Annotated in this window: 14 protein-coding genes; 11 read left to right on the top strand and 3 right to left on the bottom strand. The window is 71.6% G+C overall.

Translation table 11 applies throughout. The features are described 5' to 3' along the window. The first annotated feature begins 2 nt into the window (after positions 1-2). From OHS18_RS11320 to OHS18_RS11285, 8 genes are read left to right on the top strand one after another with little or no spacing between them, the layout of a single operon-like run. The gene (locus tag OHS18_RS11320; RefSeq protein ID WP_328616947.1) at positions 3-884 is read left to right on the top strand and encodes an amino acid ABC transporter permease; all 882 of its coding nucleotides are present in this window, start codon (positions 3-5) and stop codon (positions 882-884) included. After that, the gene (locus OHS18_RS11315) at positions 881-1,666 is read left to right on the top strand and encodes an amino acid ABC transporter ATP-binding protein (RefSeq protein ID WP_328616946.1); all 786 of its coding nucleotides are present in this window, start codon (positions 881-883) and stop codon (positions 1,664-1,666) included. Before OHS18_RS11320 ends, OHS18_RS11315 begins: the two co-directional genes overlap by 4 nt. Continuing rightward, positions 1,663-2,802: a CapA family protein gene (locus OHS18_RS11310; protein WP_328616945.1), complete on the top strand. Its 1,140-nt coding sequence runs from the start codon at positions 1,663-1,665 to the stop codon at positions 2,800-2,802. Before OHS18_RS11315 ends, OHS18_RS11310 begins: the two co-directional genes overlap by 4 nt. Then, on the top strand, positions 2,799-4,037 hold the full coding sequence (locus OHS18_RS11305; protein WP_328616944.1) for a CaiB/BaiF CoA transferase family protein: 1,239 nt from the start codon (positions 2,799-2,801) through the stop codon (positions 4,035-4,037). The genes OHS18_RS11310 and OHS18_RS11305 overlap by 4 nt, the downstream gene beginning before the upstream one ends. Then, a complete protein-coding gene (locus tag OHS18_RS11300) occupies positions 4,034-5,050 on the top strand; it encodes a 2-hydroxyacyl-CoA dehydratase family protein (RefSeq protein WP_328616943.1) in 1,017 nt (338 codons plus the stop codon). The genes OHS18_RS11305 and OHS18_RS11300 overlap by 4 nt, the downstream gene beginning before the upstream one ends. Then, on the top strand, positions 5,047-6,279 hold the full coding sequence (locus OHS18_RS11295; RefSeq protein WP_328616942.1) for a 2-hydroxyacyl-CoA dehydratase family protein: 1,233 nt from the start codon (positions 5,047-5,049) through the stop codon (positions 6,277-6,279). The genes OHS18_RS11300 and OHS18_RS11295 overlap by 4 nt, the downstream gene beginning before the upstream one ends. 16 nt (positions 6,280-6,295) lie before the next feature. Beyond that, positions 6,296-7,234 carry a poly(ethylene terephthalate) hydrolase family protein gene (locus OHS18_RS11290; RefSeq protein WP_328616941.1) on the top strand — a complete coding sequence of 313 codons (939 nt, stop codon included), beginning with the start codon at positions 6,296-6,298 and terminating at the stop codon, positions 7,232-7,234. A gap of 12 nt (positions 7,235-7,246) precedes the next feature. Then, positions 7,247-8,653 carry an alpha/beta fold hydrolase gene (locus OHS18_RS11285; RefSeq protein ID WP_328616940.1) on the top strand — a complete coding sequence of 469 codons (1,407 nt, stop codon included), beginning with the start codon at positions 7,247-7,249 and terminating at the stop codon, positions 8,651-8,653. Positions 8,654-8,773: 120 nt separating this feature from the next. Here the strand turns inward: OHS18_RS11285 and OHS18_RS11280 are convergent, their stop codons facing one another. Then, entirely contained in the window at positions 8,774-9,616 is an 843-nt protein-coding gene (locus OHS18_RS11280; protein WP_328616939.1) for an SAM-dependent methyltransferase, read from the bottom strand. 145 nt (positions 9,617-9,761) lie between these two features. Continuing rightward, a complete protein-coding gene (locus OHS18_RS11275) occupies positions 9,762-12,806 on the bottom strand; it encodes an MGH1-like glycoside hydrolase domain-containing protein (RefSeq protein ID WP_328616938.1) in 3,045 nt (1,014 codons plus the stop codon). Between the two features lie 448 nt (positions 12,807-13,254). On the opposite strand from OHS18_RS11275, the gene OHS18_RS11270 reads away from it, so the two are divergent. The 3 genes from OHS18_RS11270 (at position 13,255) to OHS18_RS11260 (ending at position 15,948) form a co-directional block, all read left to right on the top strand. Further along, on the top strand, positions 13,255-14,163 hold the full coding sequence (locus tag OHS18_RS11270; protein WP_328616937.1) for a universal stress protein: 909 nt from the start codon (positions 13,255-13,257) through the stop codon (positions 14,161-14,163). A gap of 600 nt (positions 14,164-14,763) precedes the next feature. Continuing rightward, on the top strand, positions 14,764-15,453 hold the full coding sequence (locus OHS18_RS11265; protein ID WP_328616936.1) for a M15 family metallopeptidase: 690 nt from the start codon (positions 14,764-14,766) through the stop codon (positions 15,451-15,453). A gap of 60 nt (positions 15,454-15,513) precedes the next feature. Further along, on the top strand, positions 15,514-15,948 hold the full coding sequence (locus OHS18_RS11260; protein ID WP_328616935.1) for a hypothetical protein: 435 nt from the start codon (positions 15,514-15,516) through the stop codon (positions 15,946-15,948). A 134-nt stretch (positions 15,949-16,082) separates the two neighbouring features. On the opposite strand, the gene OHS18_RS11255 is transcribed toward OHS18_RS11260, so the two are convergent. Then, positions 16,083-18,023: a LamG-like jellyroll fold domain-containing protein gene (locus OHS18_RS11255; RefSeq protein ID WP_328616934.1), complete on the bottom strand. Its 1,941-nt coding sequence runs from the start codon at positions 18,021-18,023 to the stop codon at positions 16,083-16,085. Positions 18,024-18,032 lie beyond the last annotated feature (9 nt).

Below are 18,032 nucleotides of genomic sequence, written 5' to 3'. Positions count from 1 at the left end.
CGATGTCCACTGTGGAGGAAACGGCGGCCGCTCGCGACGACGTCGCCGCCGCCCATGGCCGCTTCCGCCCGCTGCGCTGGGTGTTCGTGCTCGTGCTGGCCGTGCTGCTCGCCCAGCTGATCGTCTTCCTGGTCGGCAACGACCGGTTCCAGTGGGACGTCGTGGCGAAGTACCTCTTCGAGAAGAGCGTCATGGCGGGCCTGGGCACCACGGTGCTGCTCGCGGTCGCGGCGATGGTGCTCGGCTCGCTGGCGGGTGGCGTGGTCGCGGCCATGCAGTTGAGCGGGTTCGGGCCCGCGCGGTGGGTGGCGACGCTGTGGGTGGGACTGTTCCGCGGCATCCCGCCGCTGGTGCAGCTGATCTTCTGGTTCAACCTCGCCTACCTGCTCCCGAAGCTGTCGCTCGGCATCCCGTTCGGCCCGGTCTTCGGGACGTGGGACGCCAACACCGTGATCACGCCGCTGACCGCCGCGGTCATCGGGTTGTCCCTGGTCGAATCGGCCTACCTGGCCGAGATCTTCCGTGCCGGGGTGACGTCGGTCGACTCCGGCCAGCGCGACGCCGCGCGCGCGATGGGCTACCCGCCGGGGCAGACCCTGCTCAGGATCGTGCTGCCGCAGGCGATGCGCGTCATCATCCCGCCCGCGGGCAGCCAGTTCATCAATGTCCTCAAGGGCACGGCGCTGGTGTCGGTCATCGCGATGTCGGACCTGCTGCACGCGGTGCAGGTGATCTACAACCGCACCTACGAGATCGTGCCGATGCTGCTGGTCGCCTGCTTCTGGTACCTCGTGGTCGTCACCCTCCTCACGGCCGGGCAACGCCGGCTGGAACGCCGGTTCTCGCGTGGTCACCTCCCCGTCGCCCTGCGGAGGAACCGATGACCGAGCCGGTGCTGCGGATCTGCGGTGTCCGCAAGGAGTTCGGCGCGGTGACCGCGCTGGCGGGCGTCAGCCTCGACGTCCACGAAGGCGAGACCGTCGTGGTCATCGGCCCCTCGGGCTCGGGCAAGTCGACACTCGCCCGCTGCGCCCACCAGCTGGAATCCATCGACGGCGGCGCGATGTACCTCGACGGCGAGCTGCTCGGCCACCGGCGCACCCCGGGCGGCCTGCGCCCCCTGACCGAGCGCCGGATCGCCGCCCAGCGCCGCCGGATGAGCATGGTGTTCCAGCAGTTCAACCTGTTCCCGCAGTTCACCGTGCTGCGCAACGTGACCGACGCGGCGATCCGCGTCCACGGGCGCGACCGGTCCACTGTGGAGCGGGAGGCGCGTGACCTGCTGGAGCGCATCGGCCTGGCCGGCCGCGAGGACCACTACCCGCGGCAGCTCTCGGGCGGGCAGCAGCAGCGGGTCGCGATCGCCCGGGCCGTGCTGGTGCGGCCGCGGATCATGCTGTTCGACGAGCCGACCAGCGCCCTCGACCCGGAGCTGGTCGACGAGGTCCTGGCCGTGCTGCGGACCCTCGCCGCGGCGGGGACCACGATGGTCGTGGTCACCCACGAGATGGCCTTCGCGCGCGAGGTGGCCGACCGGTGCGTGTTCATGGAAGCGGGCCGGATCGTCGAGGAAGGCCCGCCGGAGGAGCTGTTCACCCGGCCGGCGACCGATCGGCTGCGCGCCTTCCTGTCCCGCCATCTGTCCGAAAAGGAGGGTGTTTCGTGATCACTGTCGGCGCCGTCGGCGACCTCATCCTGGACGAGCCGGATCCGGAGTTCTTCCTCGCGCCGGCCGCGCCGGTGCTGCGGGGGATGGACCTGGCGATCGGGCACGTCGAGGTGCCGCATTCGACCACGGCGGTGCAGCGCAGCACCGACGTCCCCGCGCCCCCGGCGGACCCGGAGGCGCTGAAAGCGGTGGCCGGCGCCGGGTTCGCGGTGGTCACCCTGGCGGGCAACCACGTCTGCGACGCCGGTGACGGGGGACTGGCCGACACCATCGCCTATTCGCGGGCGGCGGGGATGGTGACGGCCGGTGCCGGGCCGGACCTCGCGCAGGCCCGGCGCCCGGCGCTCGTCGACCGCGGTGGCCTGCGGATCGGCGTGCTGTCCTACAACTGCGTGGGCCCGCGCGACTCCTGGGCGACCTCCCGCAAGCCCGGCTGCGCGTACGTCCACGTCCTCACGCACTACGAGCTGGACCACGCGAGCCCGGGCGGCCCGCCGAAGATCTACACCTTCGCCGACCCCGACAGCCTCGAGGCGATGGCCGCCGACGTCCGCAGCCTGCGCACCGAATCCGACGTCGTGCTCGTCTCGCTGCACAAGGGCGTCGGGCACACCCCGATGGTCGTCGCGATGTACGAAGGCCCGGTCGCGCGCGCGGCGATCGACGCCGGTGCCGACGCGGTGTTCTCCCACCACCCGCACATCATGCGCGGCATCGAAGTCCACAGGGGACGGCCGATCTTCCACGGGCTCGGCAACTTCGTCACGGTCACCCACGCGCTGACCCCGGGAGCCGGGGTCGGCGCGGACGAACTGCGGGCCTGGGCCGAACGCCGGACGAAGCTCTACGGCTTCGCGCCCGACCCGGACATGCCGTTCTTCCCGTTCCACCCGGAAAGCCGCAACACCGCCATCGCCTTCTGCCGCTTCGACGAGACCGGGCTGCGTGAGGCCGGTTTCGTCCCGTGCCGGATCGACGACCAGGGCCGTCCGGTGCCGGTCGGCGGCACTCCGGAAGGCGAGGCCGTGGCGAAGTACGTCGACGACATCACCCGCGGGGCCGGCCTCAACGGCCGGTTCACCGCCCGCGGCACCGAAGTGCTCGTCGATCTCTCCGAAGGGGTTCCCTCATGACCGACCAGCCACTGGCCGGCCGCACCGTCGTCGACCTGACCACCGCGCTCGCCGGGCCGTACGCGACATTGCTGCTCGCCGGGCTCGGGGCCACCGTGATCAAGGTCGAAAACCCGGCCACGGGCGGGGATTCGTCCCGCAACAACGCGCCCTACGTCGGCCGCGACGGGCTGAACCTCGCCCGGCGCCACGAGGACGACCTGTCGGTGTCGATGCTGCTGCGCGGCCGCAACAAGCTCAGCGTCACCCTCGACCTGAAGAACCCGCGCTCCCGGGCCGTGTTCACCGATCTCGTCCGCGACGCCGACGTGCTGGTGGAGAACTACAGCCCGGGCGTCACCGAGCGGCTCGGCATCTCCTACGAGCAGGTCCGGGAGATCAACCCGCGGCTCGTCTACACCTCGATCAGCGGGTTCGGCGCCCAGGGCGGCCCGGGCTCGGGCAAGGCGATGGACTCGATCATCCAGGCGCTGAGCGGGGTGATGATGACCGCCGGGGAACCCGACGAGGGCCCGGTCCGGTTCGGGCTGCCGATCGGCGACCTGCTGGCGCCGCTGTTCGCGGTGGTCGGCACGGTGTCCGCGTTGCTGCAGGCCGAGCACACCGGCGAGGGCCAGCGCGTGGACGTGTCGATGCTGGGCGCGCTGACCTCGCTCGTCGCGTGTGAGCCGTTCGACGCCTTCGACGCGGTCGGCCTGCCCCAGCGCACCGGCTCGATGGTGCCGCGGCTGGCGCCGTTCGGGATCCTGCCGGCTCTTGACGGCTATCTCGCCCTCTGCGCGCCCACGGACGCGTTCGCCCACGGCGTGCTCCGGGCGATCGGCCGGCCGGACCTGGCCGAGGACGAGCGTTACCGCACGCGGGACCAGCGCGTGCGCACCGCCGACGAGCTGCACGAGCTCATCCGCGAGTGGTGCCGGGTGCGTCCCCTCTCCGAGATCCTGGCCGCGTTCACCGCCGAGGGTGTGCCCGCGGCCGAGGTCCGCGAGCCGCGCGAAGCGGTCCGGGATCCGCTGGTCCTGGCGCGCGAGGAAGTCGTACCGCTGCGGCACCCGCGCCACGGCGCGGTGGCCGACCTGGCCGGGACCGGCGTGCCGATCCGGTTCTCCGCCTCCCGCGTCTCGCTGGAACGGCCCGCGCCGGGGCTGGGGGAGCACAACGAGCACGTCTACCGCGAGCTGCTCGGCTACACCGAAGAGCAGCTGGCGGAACTGGCCGCGGAGGCGGTCATTTGAGCGCGCCGACGGTGGGGTACGTCGGCGCCGACGTCCCGGTCGAGCTGATCACCGCGGCGGGGCTGCTGCCACTGCGGCTGGCCGGGAAGCCGGGCGAGGACAGCACGCTGGGCGACCGCTACCTCGGGCGCGGCGTGGACCCGGTCGCCCGGTCGATCCTGACGCGGATCCTCACCGGCGGCTACGGGCCGCTCGAAGCCATCGTCGTCTCCCGCGATTGCGAAGCCTCGCTGCGGCTGTTCTACGCCCTGCGGGAGCTGCACCGGGTCGAGCCGGAGCTGCGGCTGCCGCCGGTGCGGCTGGTGGACGTCCTGCACCTGCCGCATCACACGACCACCCGGTACGTCCACGCGAAGATCGCCCAGCTGCGCGAATGGCTCGGCCGCTGGCGGACCGTCTCCGACGACGACCTCGCCGCGGCGATCACCGCCCACGACACCCTGCGGCGCTCGCTCGGCCGCTGCGCTGTTTTGCGCCGGGCGAACCGGCTGAGCGGCACCAGGTTCCTCGAGGTCGTCGCCGCGACCACCAGGCTGCCGGTCACGGCGGCCACCGCGCTCGCCGAGGGCGTGGCCGCCGACTCGTCCGAGGCCGACGGCGTGCGACTGTTCCTCACCGGCAGCTCCCACGACGACCCGGCGGTGTACCGGACGTTGGAGGACAACGGCTTTCTCGTCGTGGGGGAGGACCACGACTGGGGTGAGCTGCTCTTCGCGCGCACGTGCGCGGCGCCGACGGAACTCGCGCTCGCCGAGCGCTACCAGCACAACGGCCCGGCCGCGCCGCGCGCGTCGATCCGGCAGCGCGCCGCGCACACTGCCGCGGCCGCCCGGGCCTGCGGTGCGGAGGTCCTGCTTTCGTACGCACGGGTGCACGACGACGCGCCGCCGTGGGACTTCCCGGCCCAGCGGGCGGCGACCGGGCTGCGCGCGGTCCTGGCGGAACGGCAGCCCTACGGCGAGCTGACCCCCGAGGCGCTGGCGGCTTTGCTCCCGGCCGGAGTGGTGGCATGATCGCCCGGCTGACCTCGGCGACCACCGCCACCGCCTACCAGCGCGAGTGGTTCGCCGGGATGCGCGAAGACGTCGCCGCCGGCGCGCCGCTGGCGCTGGTCAACGCGGACGCCCCGCAGGAGATCTTCCGCGCGATGGGCATCCCGTACGTCGTCAACCAGTGGTGGGCCTCGATCGTCGCGGCGAAACGCCAGACCCAGCGTTACCTCGGCCTGCTGCGCGAGCGCGGTTACCCCGACTACATCGAGCAGTACAGCGCCACCTCGCTGGCGTCGGTGTTCGAGGACGACCCCGATCAGGCGCCGTGGGGCGGCCTGCCGAAGCCGTCGATCGTGCTCGGCGAGACGACCGGTGACGCGTCCCGGAAGATCTTCGACGTCTGGGACGCCCAGCCCGGCGTCACGTACTACCCGCTGGAGAGCGCGGCGGAGGACGCGGTTCCGGAGCGGTGGTGGGAGCTGATGCCGCGTCGCTGGGAGGAGGCGATCGGGAGTGACCGGCTCGACCTGCTGACCGGCGAGCTGACCGGCCTGATCCGGTTCCTGGAGCACACCACCGGCCGGGTGTTCTCCGAAACCCGGTTCCGGGAAGTCATGGCGCTGGTCAACGAGCAGCAGGAGTGGAACCGCCGCACCCGCGACCTGATCGCCGCGGCACGGCCGTGCCCGATCGCCGTCACCGACGGCATCCCGAGCGTGATGGTGCCCCAGTGGCACCGCGGTACCGAGTGGGCCCGCGACGCCGCCCGCGCGTTCCACGACGAGGTCCGCGACCGGATCGACGCCGGCGTCGCGGTGTGCCCGGACGAGCGGCTGCGCTTGCTGTGGATCGGCCGCGGCCTGTGGTTCGACCTCGAGTTCTACCACCGGTTCCAGCGCTCGCACGGCGCCGTCTTCGTCTGGTCCATGTACCTCGCGATCGCCGCGGACGGCTACCTGCGCTACGGCGACGACCCGCTGCGCGCCCTCGCCGCCCGCTTCGCCGCATTCGGCGACCAGCTCTACACCCCGCCGTGGTCGGCCGAGTGGTACGTCAAGGAAGCCCGGCACCACGGCGTCGACGGCGTCGTGCACCTCGTGTCCGACGACGCCCGCGGCGGCTACTTCACCACTCGCGCCCTGCGCGCCGCGGGGATCCCCGTGCTGGAACTGCACGCGGACAACGTCGACGCCCGCACCGGAGGCGACTTGACCGCGCGGATGACCGCGTGGCTCGACGAACTGAAGTGACCCGAGAGGAATTCTGATGGGAAACGCTCTCCTCAAGCCTGCTCTGGCCGCCGCGGTGACGGCCGTCGTCGCGGTCACGGCCGCGGTGGCCACCGGGTCCGGCTCTCCCGACGCGGACATCGCCGTGGCCGCCGCGCCCGCGCCGCCCGCGTCCGCGGTGTTCCACCCGGTGGTGCGCGAACCCGCGGCCAGGACGGGGGCCTACGCCGCCGAGTACACCGTCTACCGGCCCGCCGACCTGGACCGGACGCGGGATCGGCTGCCCGTGGTCGTCTTCGGCAACGGGGCGTGCCGGCACACGAGCAACGACGAGCTGCTGACGGTCGAGACGCTGCTCGCCGCGCACGGGTTCGTCGTCGTCGCCGTCGGCGGGTTCGACCAGCCCGCGCTGACCGAGAACGGCACCGCCGAGCCGAAGGTCATCACCGACGCGATCACCTGGGCCGGCCGGGAGGACGGCCGGCCCGGAAGCGCCCTGCGGAACCGGCTCGACACCCGCCGGATCGGCGTTGCCGGCCACTCGTGCGGTGGCATCGAAGCGCTCGTTGCCGGCGCCGACCCGCGTGTGAAGTCGGTGCTGTCGCTCGACAGCGGGTTCTTCGCGGACGGCACCCTCGGCTACGGCCGGGAAAACCTCGGGAACCTGCACACGCCCACGCTGTTCGTCGACGGCGGCCCGGACGACGTCGCCTACGCCAACAGCGGGGCCAACTACGACCTCGTCACCGTCCCCGCGGTCCGGGCGACCAACCCGGCCGCGGGGCACACCGGGTTCGTCTACGGCCAGCGTGGTGCGCTTCCCGATCCGAGCGTCCGCGAGGAAGCGGTCCGGGTCCTCGTCGCCTGGTTCGACTTCACCCTCAACGGCAACCGCACCGCCCGCGGCTACTTCCTCGGCGCCGGCTGCGGTCTGTGCGCCACCCCGGGCTGGACCGTCGGCAGCAAGAACTTCTGACAGGAGCGTTTCATGAGATTCCCGCGTCTTCTCGGGGCGGCCGTGGTGGCGGTTCTCGCTGCCGGGCTTCCCGCGACCGCCCAGGCGGCGGAGGCCGGAACGCCGTGTCCGGGCGTTGCGGCGAGGTGCGTCGACGGGCAGCTGACCGACGGCACGCCGTACACGTTCGCGAAACCGGCCCGGTGGAACGGCGCGGTGCTGGTAGACCTCGACTTCGCCGCGGGCGGCCTGGCGAGCCCGCTGACGGCGAGCCTCCTGGACCGCGGTTACGCGGTGGGCGGCACCACACGCACGATCACCGGCTGGAACATCGCGAAGGCGATCGACAACCAGGCGGCGGCGCTCGGCCGGTTCGAAACCGCGTTCGGCCATGCCCGGTACGCGATCGCCGAAGGCCGCTCGATGGGCGGGATGGTCGCGGCCGGGGTCGCGCAGGTGCACCCCGGCCGGTTCGACGCGGCCATTCCGATGTGCGGTGGTCTCGGCGGTGCGGTGGGGCAGTGGAACCAGAAGCTCGACACCGTCTTCACGCTCAAGACGTTGCTGTTCCAGGACAAAGCCTTACCGGTGACCGGCATCCCCGCCGACGTCCCGGGTCTGCAGCAGCAGTGGGTTTCGGCGATGACGTCGGCTCAGACCACGGCGGCGGGCAAGGCGCGGATCGCGCTGGCGGCGGCGATCGGCCAGCTGCCGGGTTGGGGCCTGGCCGCCGACGGTTCGGCGACTCCGGTCCCGGCCGGCCGCGACGTCGACGGCGTCGAACAGGGGATGTTCCTGGCATTGGCGGGTGGGCCACTGCCGTATCTGGGGCAGGCGGTCAGCAGCCGGCGGGCGATCGAGCAGGTGGCGGGCGGGAACCCGTCGTGGAACACGGGGGTGGACTACGCGCGTCAGCTCTCGATGGCGGCGCCGGGCCAGCAGGACGTGGTGCGGCGGCTGTACGAGCGGGCGGGGTTGGACTTGCGTGCCGACCTGGGCCGGCTCGCCGCCGAACCTCGTGTGCATGCTGATCCCGCGGCTGTTCGTTTTCTGGAGCGGGGCATCGTGTTCACCGGGGATCTGCGGATTCCGGTGCTCACGGTCAACGGCACGGGCGACCAGATCTCGACCGTGGCTCAGCAGCAGTCCTACGGCGCTCTGGTCCGGCAGGCAGGTAACGAGTCGCTGCTGCGGCAGACGTACGTCCAGACCGCGGGGCATTGCACGTACACCACGGGTGAGCAGCAGGGGGCGATCGACCGGATGCTGACCCGGCTGCGGACCGGGCACTGGCCCGACACGGCACCTCGGACGATGAACGCACTGGCGGCCGCCGCGGACGGCGTGCGAGGACGCTACCTGCCCTACGCGCCACCCCGGTTCAACCGGATGTACCCGGCCGTCGGCTTTGCGCAGAACCGCTTCTCTTTCCGGCAATAGCCGGTGAAGCGGGTTTCGGGCGCGAGACGAAACCGGCAGCTGCCGCTTAATCTCCTGCGGCTCGACGGTCCCGTCGACCTCACGCTCAACGACGGCTTTCCCGACGCGGACCCGTGTCGTTCAGCGGGCCGGTGTCCCGATTCGGGCGTCCCGGCGGCGGACGCCCAGGCCGGCGTACAGTCCGTCGTCCTGGGGGAGCACGGCGGCGGTCAGCCTCTCGGGATGCCAGTTCCCGCTGGTGGTCAGCCCCGGCTCGACCAGTTCGAAACCCTGGAACAACTCCAGTACCTCCGCGCGCGGCCGGGGGAAGATGTGGTCCTGTGTGGCGCGCATCGTCTCGGCGACCCGGGGATCGGCCAGCACGGCGAAGTCGTTGGTCAGGTGGGTCAACGCGAGCTGGCTGCCGGGGGCGAGCGCGTCGCGGTAGGTGGCGAACACCCTGGGGACGTCGGCTGCCGGGGGCAGGTAGTGCCCGACGGCGACCGCGAGCAGCCCGACCGGCTGCGTCAGGTCGAGCAGGGTCCGCACGGGCCCGGAGTCCAGCACGTCGGCGGGGCGCGTGATGTCGGCCTGGACCGTGGCCGCGTAGGGGTTGTCCGCGAGCAGCAGCCTGCTGTGGGCGACGGCGACGGACTCGTAGTCGACGTAGACGATCCGGGCGGCCGGGTCGACCGCCTGGGCCACTTCGTGGACGTTCCCGGTGGTCGGGATACCGGACCCGAGGTCGAGGAACTGGCGGATGCCGGCGTCGAGCATGAACTTCACGGCTCGGCGGAGGAAAGCCCGGTTGCGCCGGGCGACGAGCGCGACCTCCGGCTGGATGTCCGTGAGCCGCCGCGCCACGGCGCGGTCGGCGGCCAGGTTGTAAGCCCCGCCGAGCAGGTAGTCGTAGATCCGGGCGACGCTGGGCGTGGCCCGGTCGACACCGGCCGGAACCCAGTCCGCGCCTTCGGCTTCGGTCACCGTCGCCCCCCTCGGGATTTCCTGACTCCCAGTATGGCGGATCCGCACCCCGGAACCCGCGCCGGTGACCGGATCGCGGACTACCGCGCCGATGCTTGACGCCGCGACCGAGCGCCGTGGCGGACCACCCGTCCGTTGCGGGGTTTCACCCGGACGTCGCAGGCGGCTGGTACCCGCCGGCGACGTCGGCCGCGGTCAGGACCCGGTTCCACACCACGACATCGTCGACGCTGCCCGGCCACAGGTCACTGTGCTGCCCGCCGGAGACGGCGCGGCCGATGGCCAGCGGGCCGGGGGAAGCCTCCCCGGCGGCTTGGCTCCAGGTCTTGGCCTGCGCCACGCCGTCGACGTAGAGCACGTAGGCGCCGGTGTCGGCGTCGTGCACCCCGACCAGCTGGTACCAGCGCCCGGGTTGCGGGGCGAGGTCCGACAGCGCCCGGCCGGCGCTGGTCGAGAACGCCAGGCGGTCGTCGGCCGCGGAGTACTGGAGGTAGAAGCCGCTGCTGGGGCTGCCGTCCTGGCTGACCGCGGTGGCCCACGAACCCGTGCGGTCCAGCCGGACCCAGGCGCGGACCGAGAAGTTCCCCGTCGTGTCCAGGACGGGCCCGCTCGTTTGCGCGTACTGGCTCGAGCCGTCGAGCCGCAGGGCGGTGCCGGTCACGCCGGGGACCCACCCGGGGGTGCCGGTGAGCCCGGCGTCGTGGGTGCCGGCGCTGTCGTGGGCGACGGTGCCGCTGCCCTCGTCGAGGTTCCACGCGCCGACCGGGTCGTGCTGGCCGGCCTGGTGGGGGATCTGGAGGTTCTGCCGCTGGTGCGTGGTTTCCGGCCGGCCGGCGGGGCCGCGGTAGGACGCGGTCGCGGTCAGCGTCGCGGCACTGCCCGGTTCGGCGTCCGGTGGTGCCGTCAAGGTGAACGTCGACGTCCGGGACCGCCCGGGCGGGATCGTGCCGAGGGGCCGGGACGTCGGGGTGGCCGACCAGCCGGCCGGCACGGCGAGGCTCACTCGCGGGGAGACGAGCGGGCTCGACGTCGTGTTGCGCACCGAGACGGTCAGCGGCGTGCTCGGGCCGACGATGATGACGCCGTTGGCGTTCGCGGGTCCGACGGTGATCCGCGCGTCCGGGCTCGACGGCGTCCAGGACTGCAGCTCCGTGACGCCGACGAAGGCGCCCGGCGGGTTGGTGAACACCAGCCGGATCTTGCTGGTCGTGAGGGTGGGGAAGGTGACGCGGTTGACGCCGTTGCCCACCGGGCTCGCCTGCTCGCGGACCTGGCCGGGGATCTCCTGCCAGGCCGAGCCGGTCCAGTACTGCAGGCTGTAGGCCGCGGCCGGGCGGACCCCGCCGCCGTCGTCGTAACCGTGCCAGCGGATGTCGCCGACCGGCGTGGGGGCGCCGAAGTCGACGCCGTAGAAGTCGCTGGGGTTCGGCGAGCCGTAGTTGGTCCACCGCGTGTTCTCGGGCACCTCGCTGTAGAAGACCTTGCCGTCGAGGCCGTTCCACGGGTTGTCGTTGGGCCAGGTGTAGGAGGTGATCGGCTGGGGGTAACCGGTGCGCAGCGGGTTGGCGGCGTCGTTCACGAGGTCGTCGGAGCGGGGGAGGACGGCGTGCCCGACGTCGATCGTGGCGTTGCGCAGGACCGGCGAGCGCTGGACGAGCCGTCCGTCGACGTAGAGGCGCATCCCGGCGCCCTGGCCGTAGTGCTTGCCGTCGCGGTCCCACAGCACGGTGACGTCGTGCCCGTGGTAGGGCACGTTTTCGGCGGCGAAGTGGTCCCATGCGGACGGTGTGAGCGGCTTGACCTCGAGGGTGTCGCCGGCCTGCGGGCGCAGGCCGATCAGCCCGGACAGGACCAGGTCGGTGTAGGTCGAGTGGTTGTAGTCCTCGCTGTGGTTCTGCCCGTCGTAGATCCACGCGTCGCGGTCCGGGTCGTGGGCCTCGGCGACGTAGGGCTTGCCGTTCTTGGTCTGGGTCCGGGCGTAGGTCGCCAGCGCGGCCGCGTAGTCCTCTTTGGACACCTGCCGCTGCGCCGGGTAGTCGTCCAGCAGGTTGGCGAGACCGGTCAGGGTCTGGGAGGTGGCGAAGGGCCAGCTCGGTCCGTCCCAGCGGCAGCAGCCGCCGGCGTCCTTCATGAAGAACGGGCTGCGGCGCTCCGCGGTGGTCGGGCCGAAGGGGCTCGCGAACCCCTGGGGGTCGGACAGCTGGGACCAGGCGGTGGTGTTCGCCGGACCGGCGGCGTCGAACATCCACGGGACGAACCCGATCTGCTCGCGGCTGCCAGAGAGCCGGTGGTTCGGGTTGTCGTCGCGGGCCATGGCGTAGTAGAAGCCGCGGTTCGGGTCCCATAGCCACTTCTGCATCGCGGCCTGCACCCGGGCGGCGCGCTGGGCGTATTCCGCGGCGAGCTTGTGGTCGCCGACGGAGTCCGCGATGCGGCTGATCGCGACGGCGTCGCCGTACTGGTAGGAGTTGAGCGTCGGGCGGTAGCCGGCGCCGCCGTGGTACGGGTTCGCGGATTCGTAGGAGGAGGCGGAGAACTCCATGGCGTCCCAGACCGGCACCGACCAGTAGAGGCCGAGGCCGGCGTCGAACTGCTTGTCCCAGCCGCGGTACTGGCGCACCAGCGCCGGGAGGAGCTCGCGCAACGGCGCGAAGTCCCCGGTCACCTGGGCCTGGCCGTAGGCCGAGGAGGCCAGCCACACGCTGTACTCGTGCGCCCAGTCGGTGGTGTCGGGGTTGACGTCTTCGGTGGCGGGCTTGGCCCCGGCGCCGGGACCGGTGAGCCAGAACCGGAGGTAGTCCTGGCCGTAGCCCGGGTCGCGCAGCCAGCGTCCTTCGGTCAGCTGGTGCCCGGCGGCGGCGTTGATCGCCTGGTAGGGCGCCGCGTAGCCGCAGCAGTCGAGGAACTCCGTGGAGATCCAGCCGTCGGTGGGGTTGGTGTAGCGCAGGTGCTCTTTGTAGACGCGCCAGCGGTAGTAGTAGACGCTCTGCATGGTGGCGTCGGGCAGGTCCACGAACGGGATGTTCGCCTCGTACCAGGCGGGATCGGAGTACCCGGCGAGGGCGGCCGCGTGGTCGAGGAAGTGCGTCCCCGAGCCGGGTGCCGGAGGGGCCGGGGTGTCCCCGGCCGCACTCGCGACGCCGGTGAGAGCGAGCTGCGCGACGAGACCCAGCGTGGCCACCCAGGTCATCGCCGACCGGTTGCGTCTCCAGGACAGCCGCCCGCGCATCGGACCTCCCATGAGGGTTTACAACGTTGTAAAACACAGCTTCGACCACTATCGCCCAAGAGCGCGCAAAAGGGAACACCTCCTCCGCGCGGCAGAGAAGGCCCGGCAGCACTGGCGATGCTGTTGGCGAGCGCCGGTGAGCGGTCTGCCGCGGCTGGTCGTGAGTGGTTAGGGCGGTTAGAACCGCCCTAACCACTCACGAGGGCCGCGGCAGACCGGGGAGGCCGGGGAGGCCGGGGAGGCCGGGGAGGCCGGGGAGGCCGGGCAGGCCGGGGAGGCCGCGGCGGACCGGGGAGGCCGGCGGCGCCGGGACGTCACCCCACCGGGGGCGTCGTCCCCGAGCCGGCGGCCGCGTTCGGTGCTTTACTCGGCTCGGACGTCCGTCCCGGACACGGAAGGCGGGGACCCGATGGCGAGCTCGGCGACAGATCTGGTGGTCGGAGTCGACGGATCGAAGCCGGCCTTGACGGCGGTCCGCTGGGCGGCGCGGACCGCCGCGGCGCGTCGTCGCGGGCTCAGGCTCGTGCACGCCACCGAAGAACTGCCCGTGGCCTATCCGCACGCCGGGGGGACCTTCGAAGAACTCTACGAACTGGCCGGCGCGCGGGGGCAGCGTCTGCTCGAAGCGGCCCGGGCCGCCGTGGCCGAGGTCGCGCCGGACCTGACCCCCGAAATCGTGCTCCGCCCGGAAGAGCCCGCGGAAGGACTGATCGCCGAGTCGGCCTCCGCGGCGATGATCGTGCTCGGCACCCCGGGGCTCTCGACGGTCGCGCGGGTGCTGCTCGGCTCGGCGTCCCTGGCGCTGGCCGCGCACGCGGAGTGCCCGGTCGCGTTGATCCGCCCCCACGTCGCCGAAGACGAAGCGCCCACCGACGGCCCGGTGGTCGTCGGCGTCGACGGCACCCCGGCGAGCGAAGACGCCATCGCGGTGGCGTTCGACGAAGCGTCCTGGCGCGGCGCCCCGCTCGTGGCGGTCCACGCCTGGCACGACACGTTCCTGGCCGGCGTCTTCGAAGAAGGCCGCCGGACGATGGACGGCGCCGCGATCGAGCAGTCGGCGAACGAGCTGCTCGACGAGCGGCTGGCGGGCTGGCAGGAGCGCTATCCGGACGTCCGGGTCGAGCGGTCGGTCCGGCGAGGACGCCCGGCGCAGGCCTTGCTCGACCTGGCCGACCGGGCGCAGCTGCTCGTGGTGGGCAGCCGCGGCCGGAGCGGCTTGGCCGCGCTGGCGCTGGGCTCGACGAGCCAGGCGATGATGTCGTATGCGCTCTGCCCGGTGGTGGTCGTCCGCGCCGGCACCCGGTCGACGGCGGAATGACCGGCCGGACCTGAGAGAGTTCGCCGCGATCGCTCCGGCCCGCCACCCCGGGCGGCGGCGAGGACACGCGTTCGCGTGCTGACCGGCGCCGTGACGCGGATGCCTGCCGCGGCGGCTTCGACCGCGATGCCGGCGCGTTCGCTTCTTGCCCGGCCTGCGGCTCGCACGGTGCGCAGCCCGGCGTCGGACCCGTATTCGCTGGCCCGCGGCCTGCGTCGCCGAGGTTGCGCGCCCGGGCGATGCACCGGACGTTTCGGCCGGGCGTGAAACCTCCTCGGCCTGGTTGACGCCGTTCTCGCGTCGCTGGCACATTTCGCCTCATCGAGAGTGCGTTCACCGGCTGGGGATGACGGGGTGATCGTTCCGGCACGCTCGGTTCCGGGGGAAGCGCTTACTGGGGGAAGGCGGACGTCCGCATGGTGCACAAGCCGACGCGGCGACGCGCCATCCGGTAGGCGCCGGACTGTCCATTTCGGACGTGGATGTCATCGAAGCACGCGCACGGCCACCGTCGTGGTGCCGGGAAGTTCCTCGGCGAAGCACGACGCCATTCGGCCGTGGCGTTCCTTTCTGTCCAACAAACCAATCGGAGACGTAGTCGTGAAACTGAGAACCAGGGTATTCGCTGTCCTTACGCTCGCGCTGTCGGTGGTCTTGGCCGGTGTGACGCCGGCGCCGGCGGCCACGATTCAGACTGTGGAAGTCGCCGCGTCGGCGGCGAGTGGTCTTCCGCCTTATGTCGCGTTGATCAGGCCGGTGTCGGCGCAGCGGCTGGGGTCGAGCTGGCACGAGGGTTGTCCGGTCGGGCCCGATCAGTTGCGGTTGGTGAGTGTGAACTTCGTCGGTTTCGACGGGGCGGTGCATCGGGGTGAGCTGGTGGTCAACGCCGATCGGGCGGTGGAGGTGGCGTATGCCTTCGCTGATCTGTATCGGGGTCGGTTCCCGATCGAGCGGATGGAGACGGTGGAGAAGTACGGCTCGGACGATGACGCGTCGATGGCGGCGAACAACACCTCGGCGTTCAACTGCCGGGCGATCACGGGTGGTACGGCGTGGTCGAATCATTCGTATGGTCGGGCGATCGATGTGAACACGGTGCAGAATCCGTACATCTCCGGTAGTGGTGCGGTGTATCCGCCCAACGGGGCGCCGTATGTGGATCGCGCGCTCGCTGTGCCGGGGATGATCCACGCGGGTGACGCCACGGAGCGGGCGTTCACTTCTCGTGGTTGGACGTGGGGTGGTTCCTGGGACACCCCGATCGATTACCAGCACTTCGAGAAGCCCTGACGCCGCAAGGAAAACGGCTCGCCGGGCTTCCCGTGCGAGCGTGAGAAGGGGAGCAACACCATGCGTAACAAGATCGCGGCCTTGGCCGCCACCACGGTCTTCGTCGCCGGCGGGACGCTCATGACCGCGACGTCGGCGTGGGCGAGCGTGGACCCGCCCTCCGGTGGCTGGGACCACACGTGGACCACCACGGACGGCAACAAAGGCGGCACGGTCTACATCGAAGAGAACGGCGACCGCGTTTCGCTCTGCGACACGGCGGCCGACGGATACTCTCCCCGGGTCCAGATCGCCAACGAGGAGGGTTCCGTTCCGGGTGCCTACGACATCCGCTACACCCTCACCGCTTCCGGCGGACTCGGATCCTGCGTCTCGGCCGGCGCTTCCCAGGGTGGCGTGTACAACCTCCCGGAAAGCACGAGCATCGGCGTCACGATCTGGCTGGGGCCGGACTACAAGTACTCGAGCATCCACTACTACCTCAACGACCACTAACGGCACTGCCGAAGCCGGACTCGCTTAGGGGTCCGGTTCAGACGGCCCGGCCGGATGAAGTGCCGGCCGGGCCGCCACCGGGGTGCCGGCCGAGCCGGCGGCGGGCGACCACCGGGTCGCCCGCCGCCGGTGGTTCAGTGGGTCAGGAACTCGTCCGATCGCAGCGCGCGGCCGACGATCCGGACGTCGCCGATCCAGCCGTGGAACACGTTGTCGAGCGCGCCGCCGTACTCGTGGCCGCCGAGGAGCCACGTGAGACCGAGGGAGGCGATGCCGACGGAGTCGGTGGACGGGTTGTCGGCCACCGGGGAACTTTCGACGTAGACCGTGGTGTGGTGCCCGTCGTTGACGACCGCGATGTGCCACCACTGGTCTTCGGCCAGGCCGTGGCTCCAGTTGGTGGTCGGGTAGGTCTGGCTGAGCGGGTAGCAGTTGAACTGCACCTCACGACCGTTGTTCGTGGTCATGAGCTGGGCCACCGGCTCCTTCGGGTCGGTGTTCTTGCCGTGCTTGCCCGCGTCGCCGGACGCGCCGCGGCGGACCAGGACGGGCATGTTGCCGTTGGCGCCGCCGTCCCAGTCGCGCGGGATCTTCACGAACGTCTCGATCGTGTAGCCGCGCTGGAACGTCTCGGTGTTCAGCGGCGCGCCCGCGCCCGTGGTCAGGTACGCGCCGTGCAGCGGGCTCCGGCCGCCGGCGAAGCGGAGGCTGGCGTGGCCCGGCTGGTCGGGGTGGTGGTCGTCGGTCCAGATCAGGGCGCCGGGGGCGGTTCCGGCGACCGACTGCAGCGTGAGGTCGTTGCCGTGGCCCGAAAGGTCGCGTACCTTCTGGCCGGCCGTGACCGGGCTGCCGTTCGCGCCCACGTTGTCGAAGCGCCAGTACGCGAGCGTGCCCGGCACGAGCACCTTGCCGGCCGGCCGCGCCGGGCGGACCGGCACCGGGATGAAGCCGGCGAAGCGCTGTTCGAAGTCGAACGGCGTCGAGAAGCGGTCGACGGACGTGGTGAGCCGCGACTCCAGCACCTCCATGCGGTTGCGCTTCGCGGGGTCCTTTTCGAGGATCCACGGCGAGACCGTCTCGACGTCGATCGTGTTGCGCTCGAGGTCGAAGTGGTACAGGCGCAGCATGCCGCCGCCGCTCATGTACCGGTTCTGGTAGTTCGTGATGTGCAGGTGCACGTCGTGGCCGGCGGCGTTCTTCTTCGTCATGCGGCCCGAAGGCCAGTAGTGGCCGTTGAGCGTGAGGAAGATCTGGTCGTTGTCCTTGATCAACGCGTCCCACACGGTCTGCCCGTAGCCGGTGATCTCGGCGTTGTTCTCGGCGTCGCCCGACTCGTACGGGTAGACCTCGTCGCCGTAGGTCGGCGCGACGATCTCGTGGCAGGTGAGGATCACCGGCAGCCGCGGGTTCTTCCGGATCACGTCGTTGGCCCAGGCGAAGCCGGCGGCCGACGTGCGCCAGTCCATGGCCAGCAGCAGCCACTCGCGCCCGGCGGCGCGGAAGACGTGCGCGGTGTTGTAACCGCTCGGGTCGGAGCCGAGGAACGACTTCTGCCGGCGGAACCGTTGCGGGCCCATCGTCTGCAGGTACGGCGTGGTCCCGCGGGTGTCGTCCCCGGACACGTCGTGGTTGCCCGCGAGCACGCTGTAGGCGACGCCGGCCGAGTCGGCGAGCTTGAACGTCTTGTCCACGGCCTGGAACGACGTGACGTCGGCGTCCTGCGTCAGGTCGCCGAGGTGGGCGAGGAAGACGATGTTGCGGTCCGGGTCGCCGCTGTTGCGGATCACGTACCGCAGCGACGCTTCCTGCGGCTCCGGGTTGACGCTGTTCTGGCTGCCCCAGTAGAGGTACTGGGTGTCCGGCATCACCGCGACGGTGAACTGGCGGCTCTCGCCGTCCGGGTGCCACCTGCCGCCGCCTCGGGTGACGCTGTCCGCGCTGTCGGCATTGCCGTTCGCGGTGTCGGCTTCGGCCGGTGCGACGCCGAGCGCGCCCAGCGCCGTCGCGCCGACGCCGGCCAGCCCCGCGTTGCGCAGGAAGGACCGTCGGTTCGGGCCCGGCTGGTTTTCGCGCATGATCTGCCT

It is taken from the genome of Amycolatopsis sp. NBC_00355 (genome assembly GCF_036104975.1).
Classification (GTDB): Bacteria; Actinomycetota; Actinomycetes; order Mycobacteriales; family Pseudonocardiaceae; genus Amycolatopsis.
Note: the sequence above shows the minus strand (reverse complement) of the source record. Positions and strands in the feature narration are given on the sequence as shown.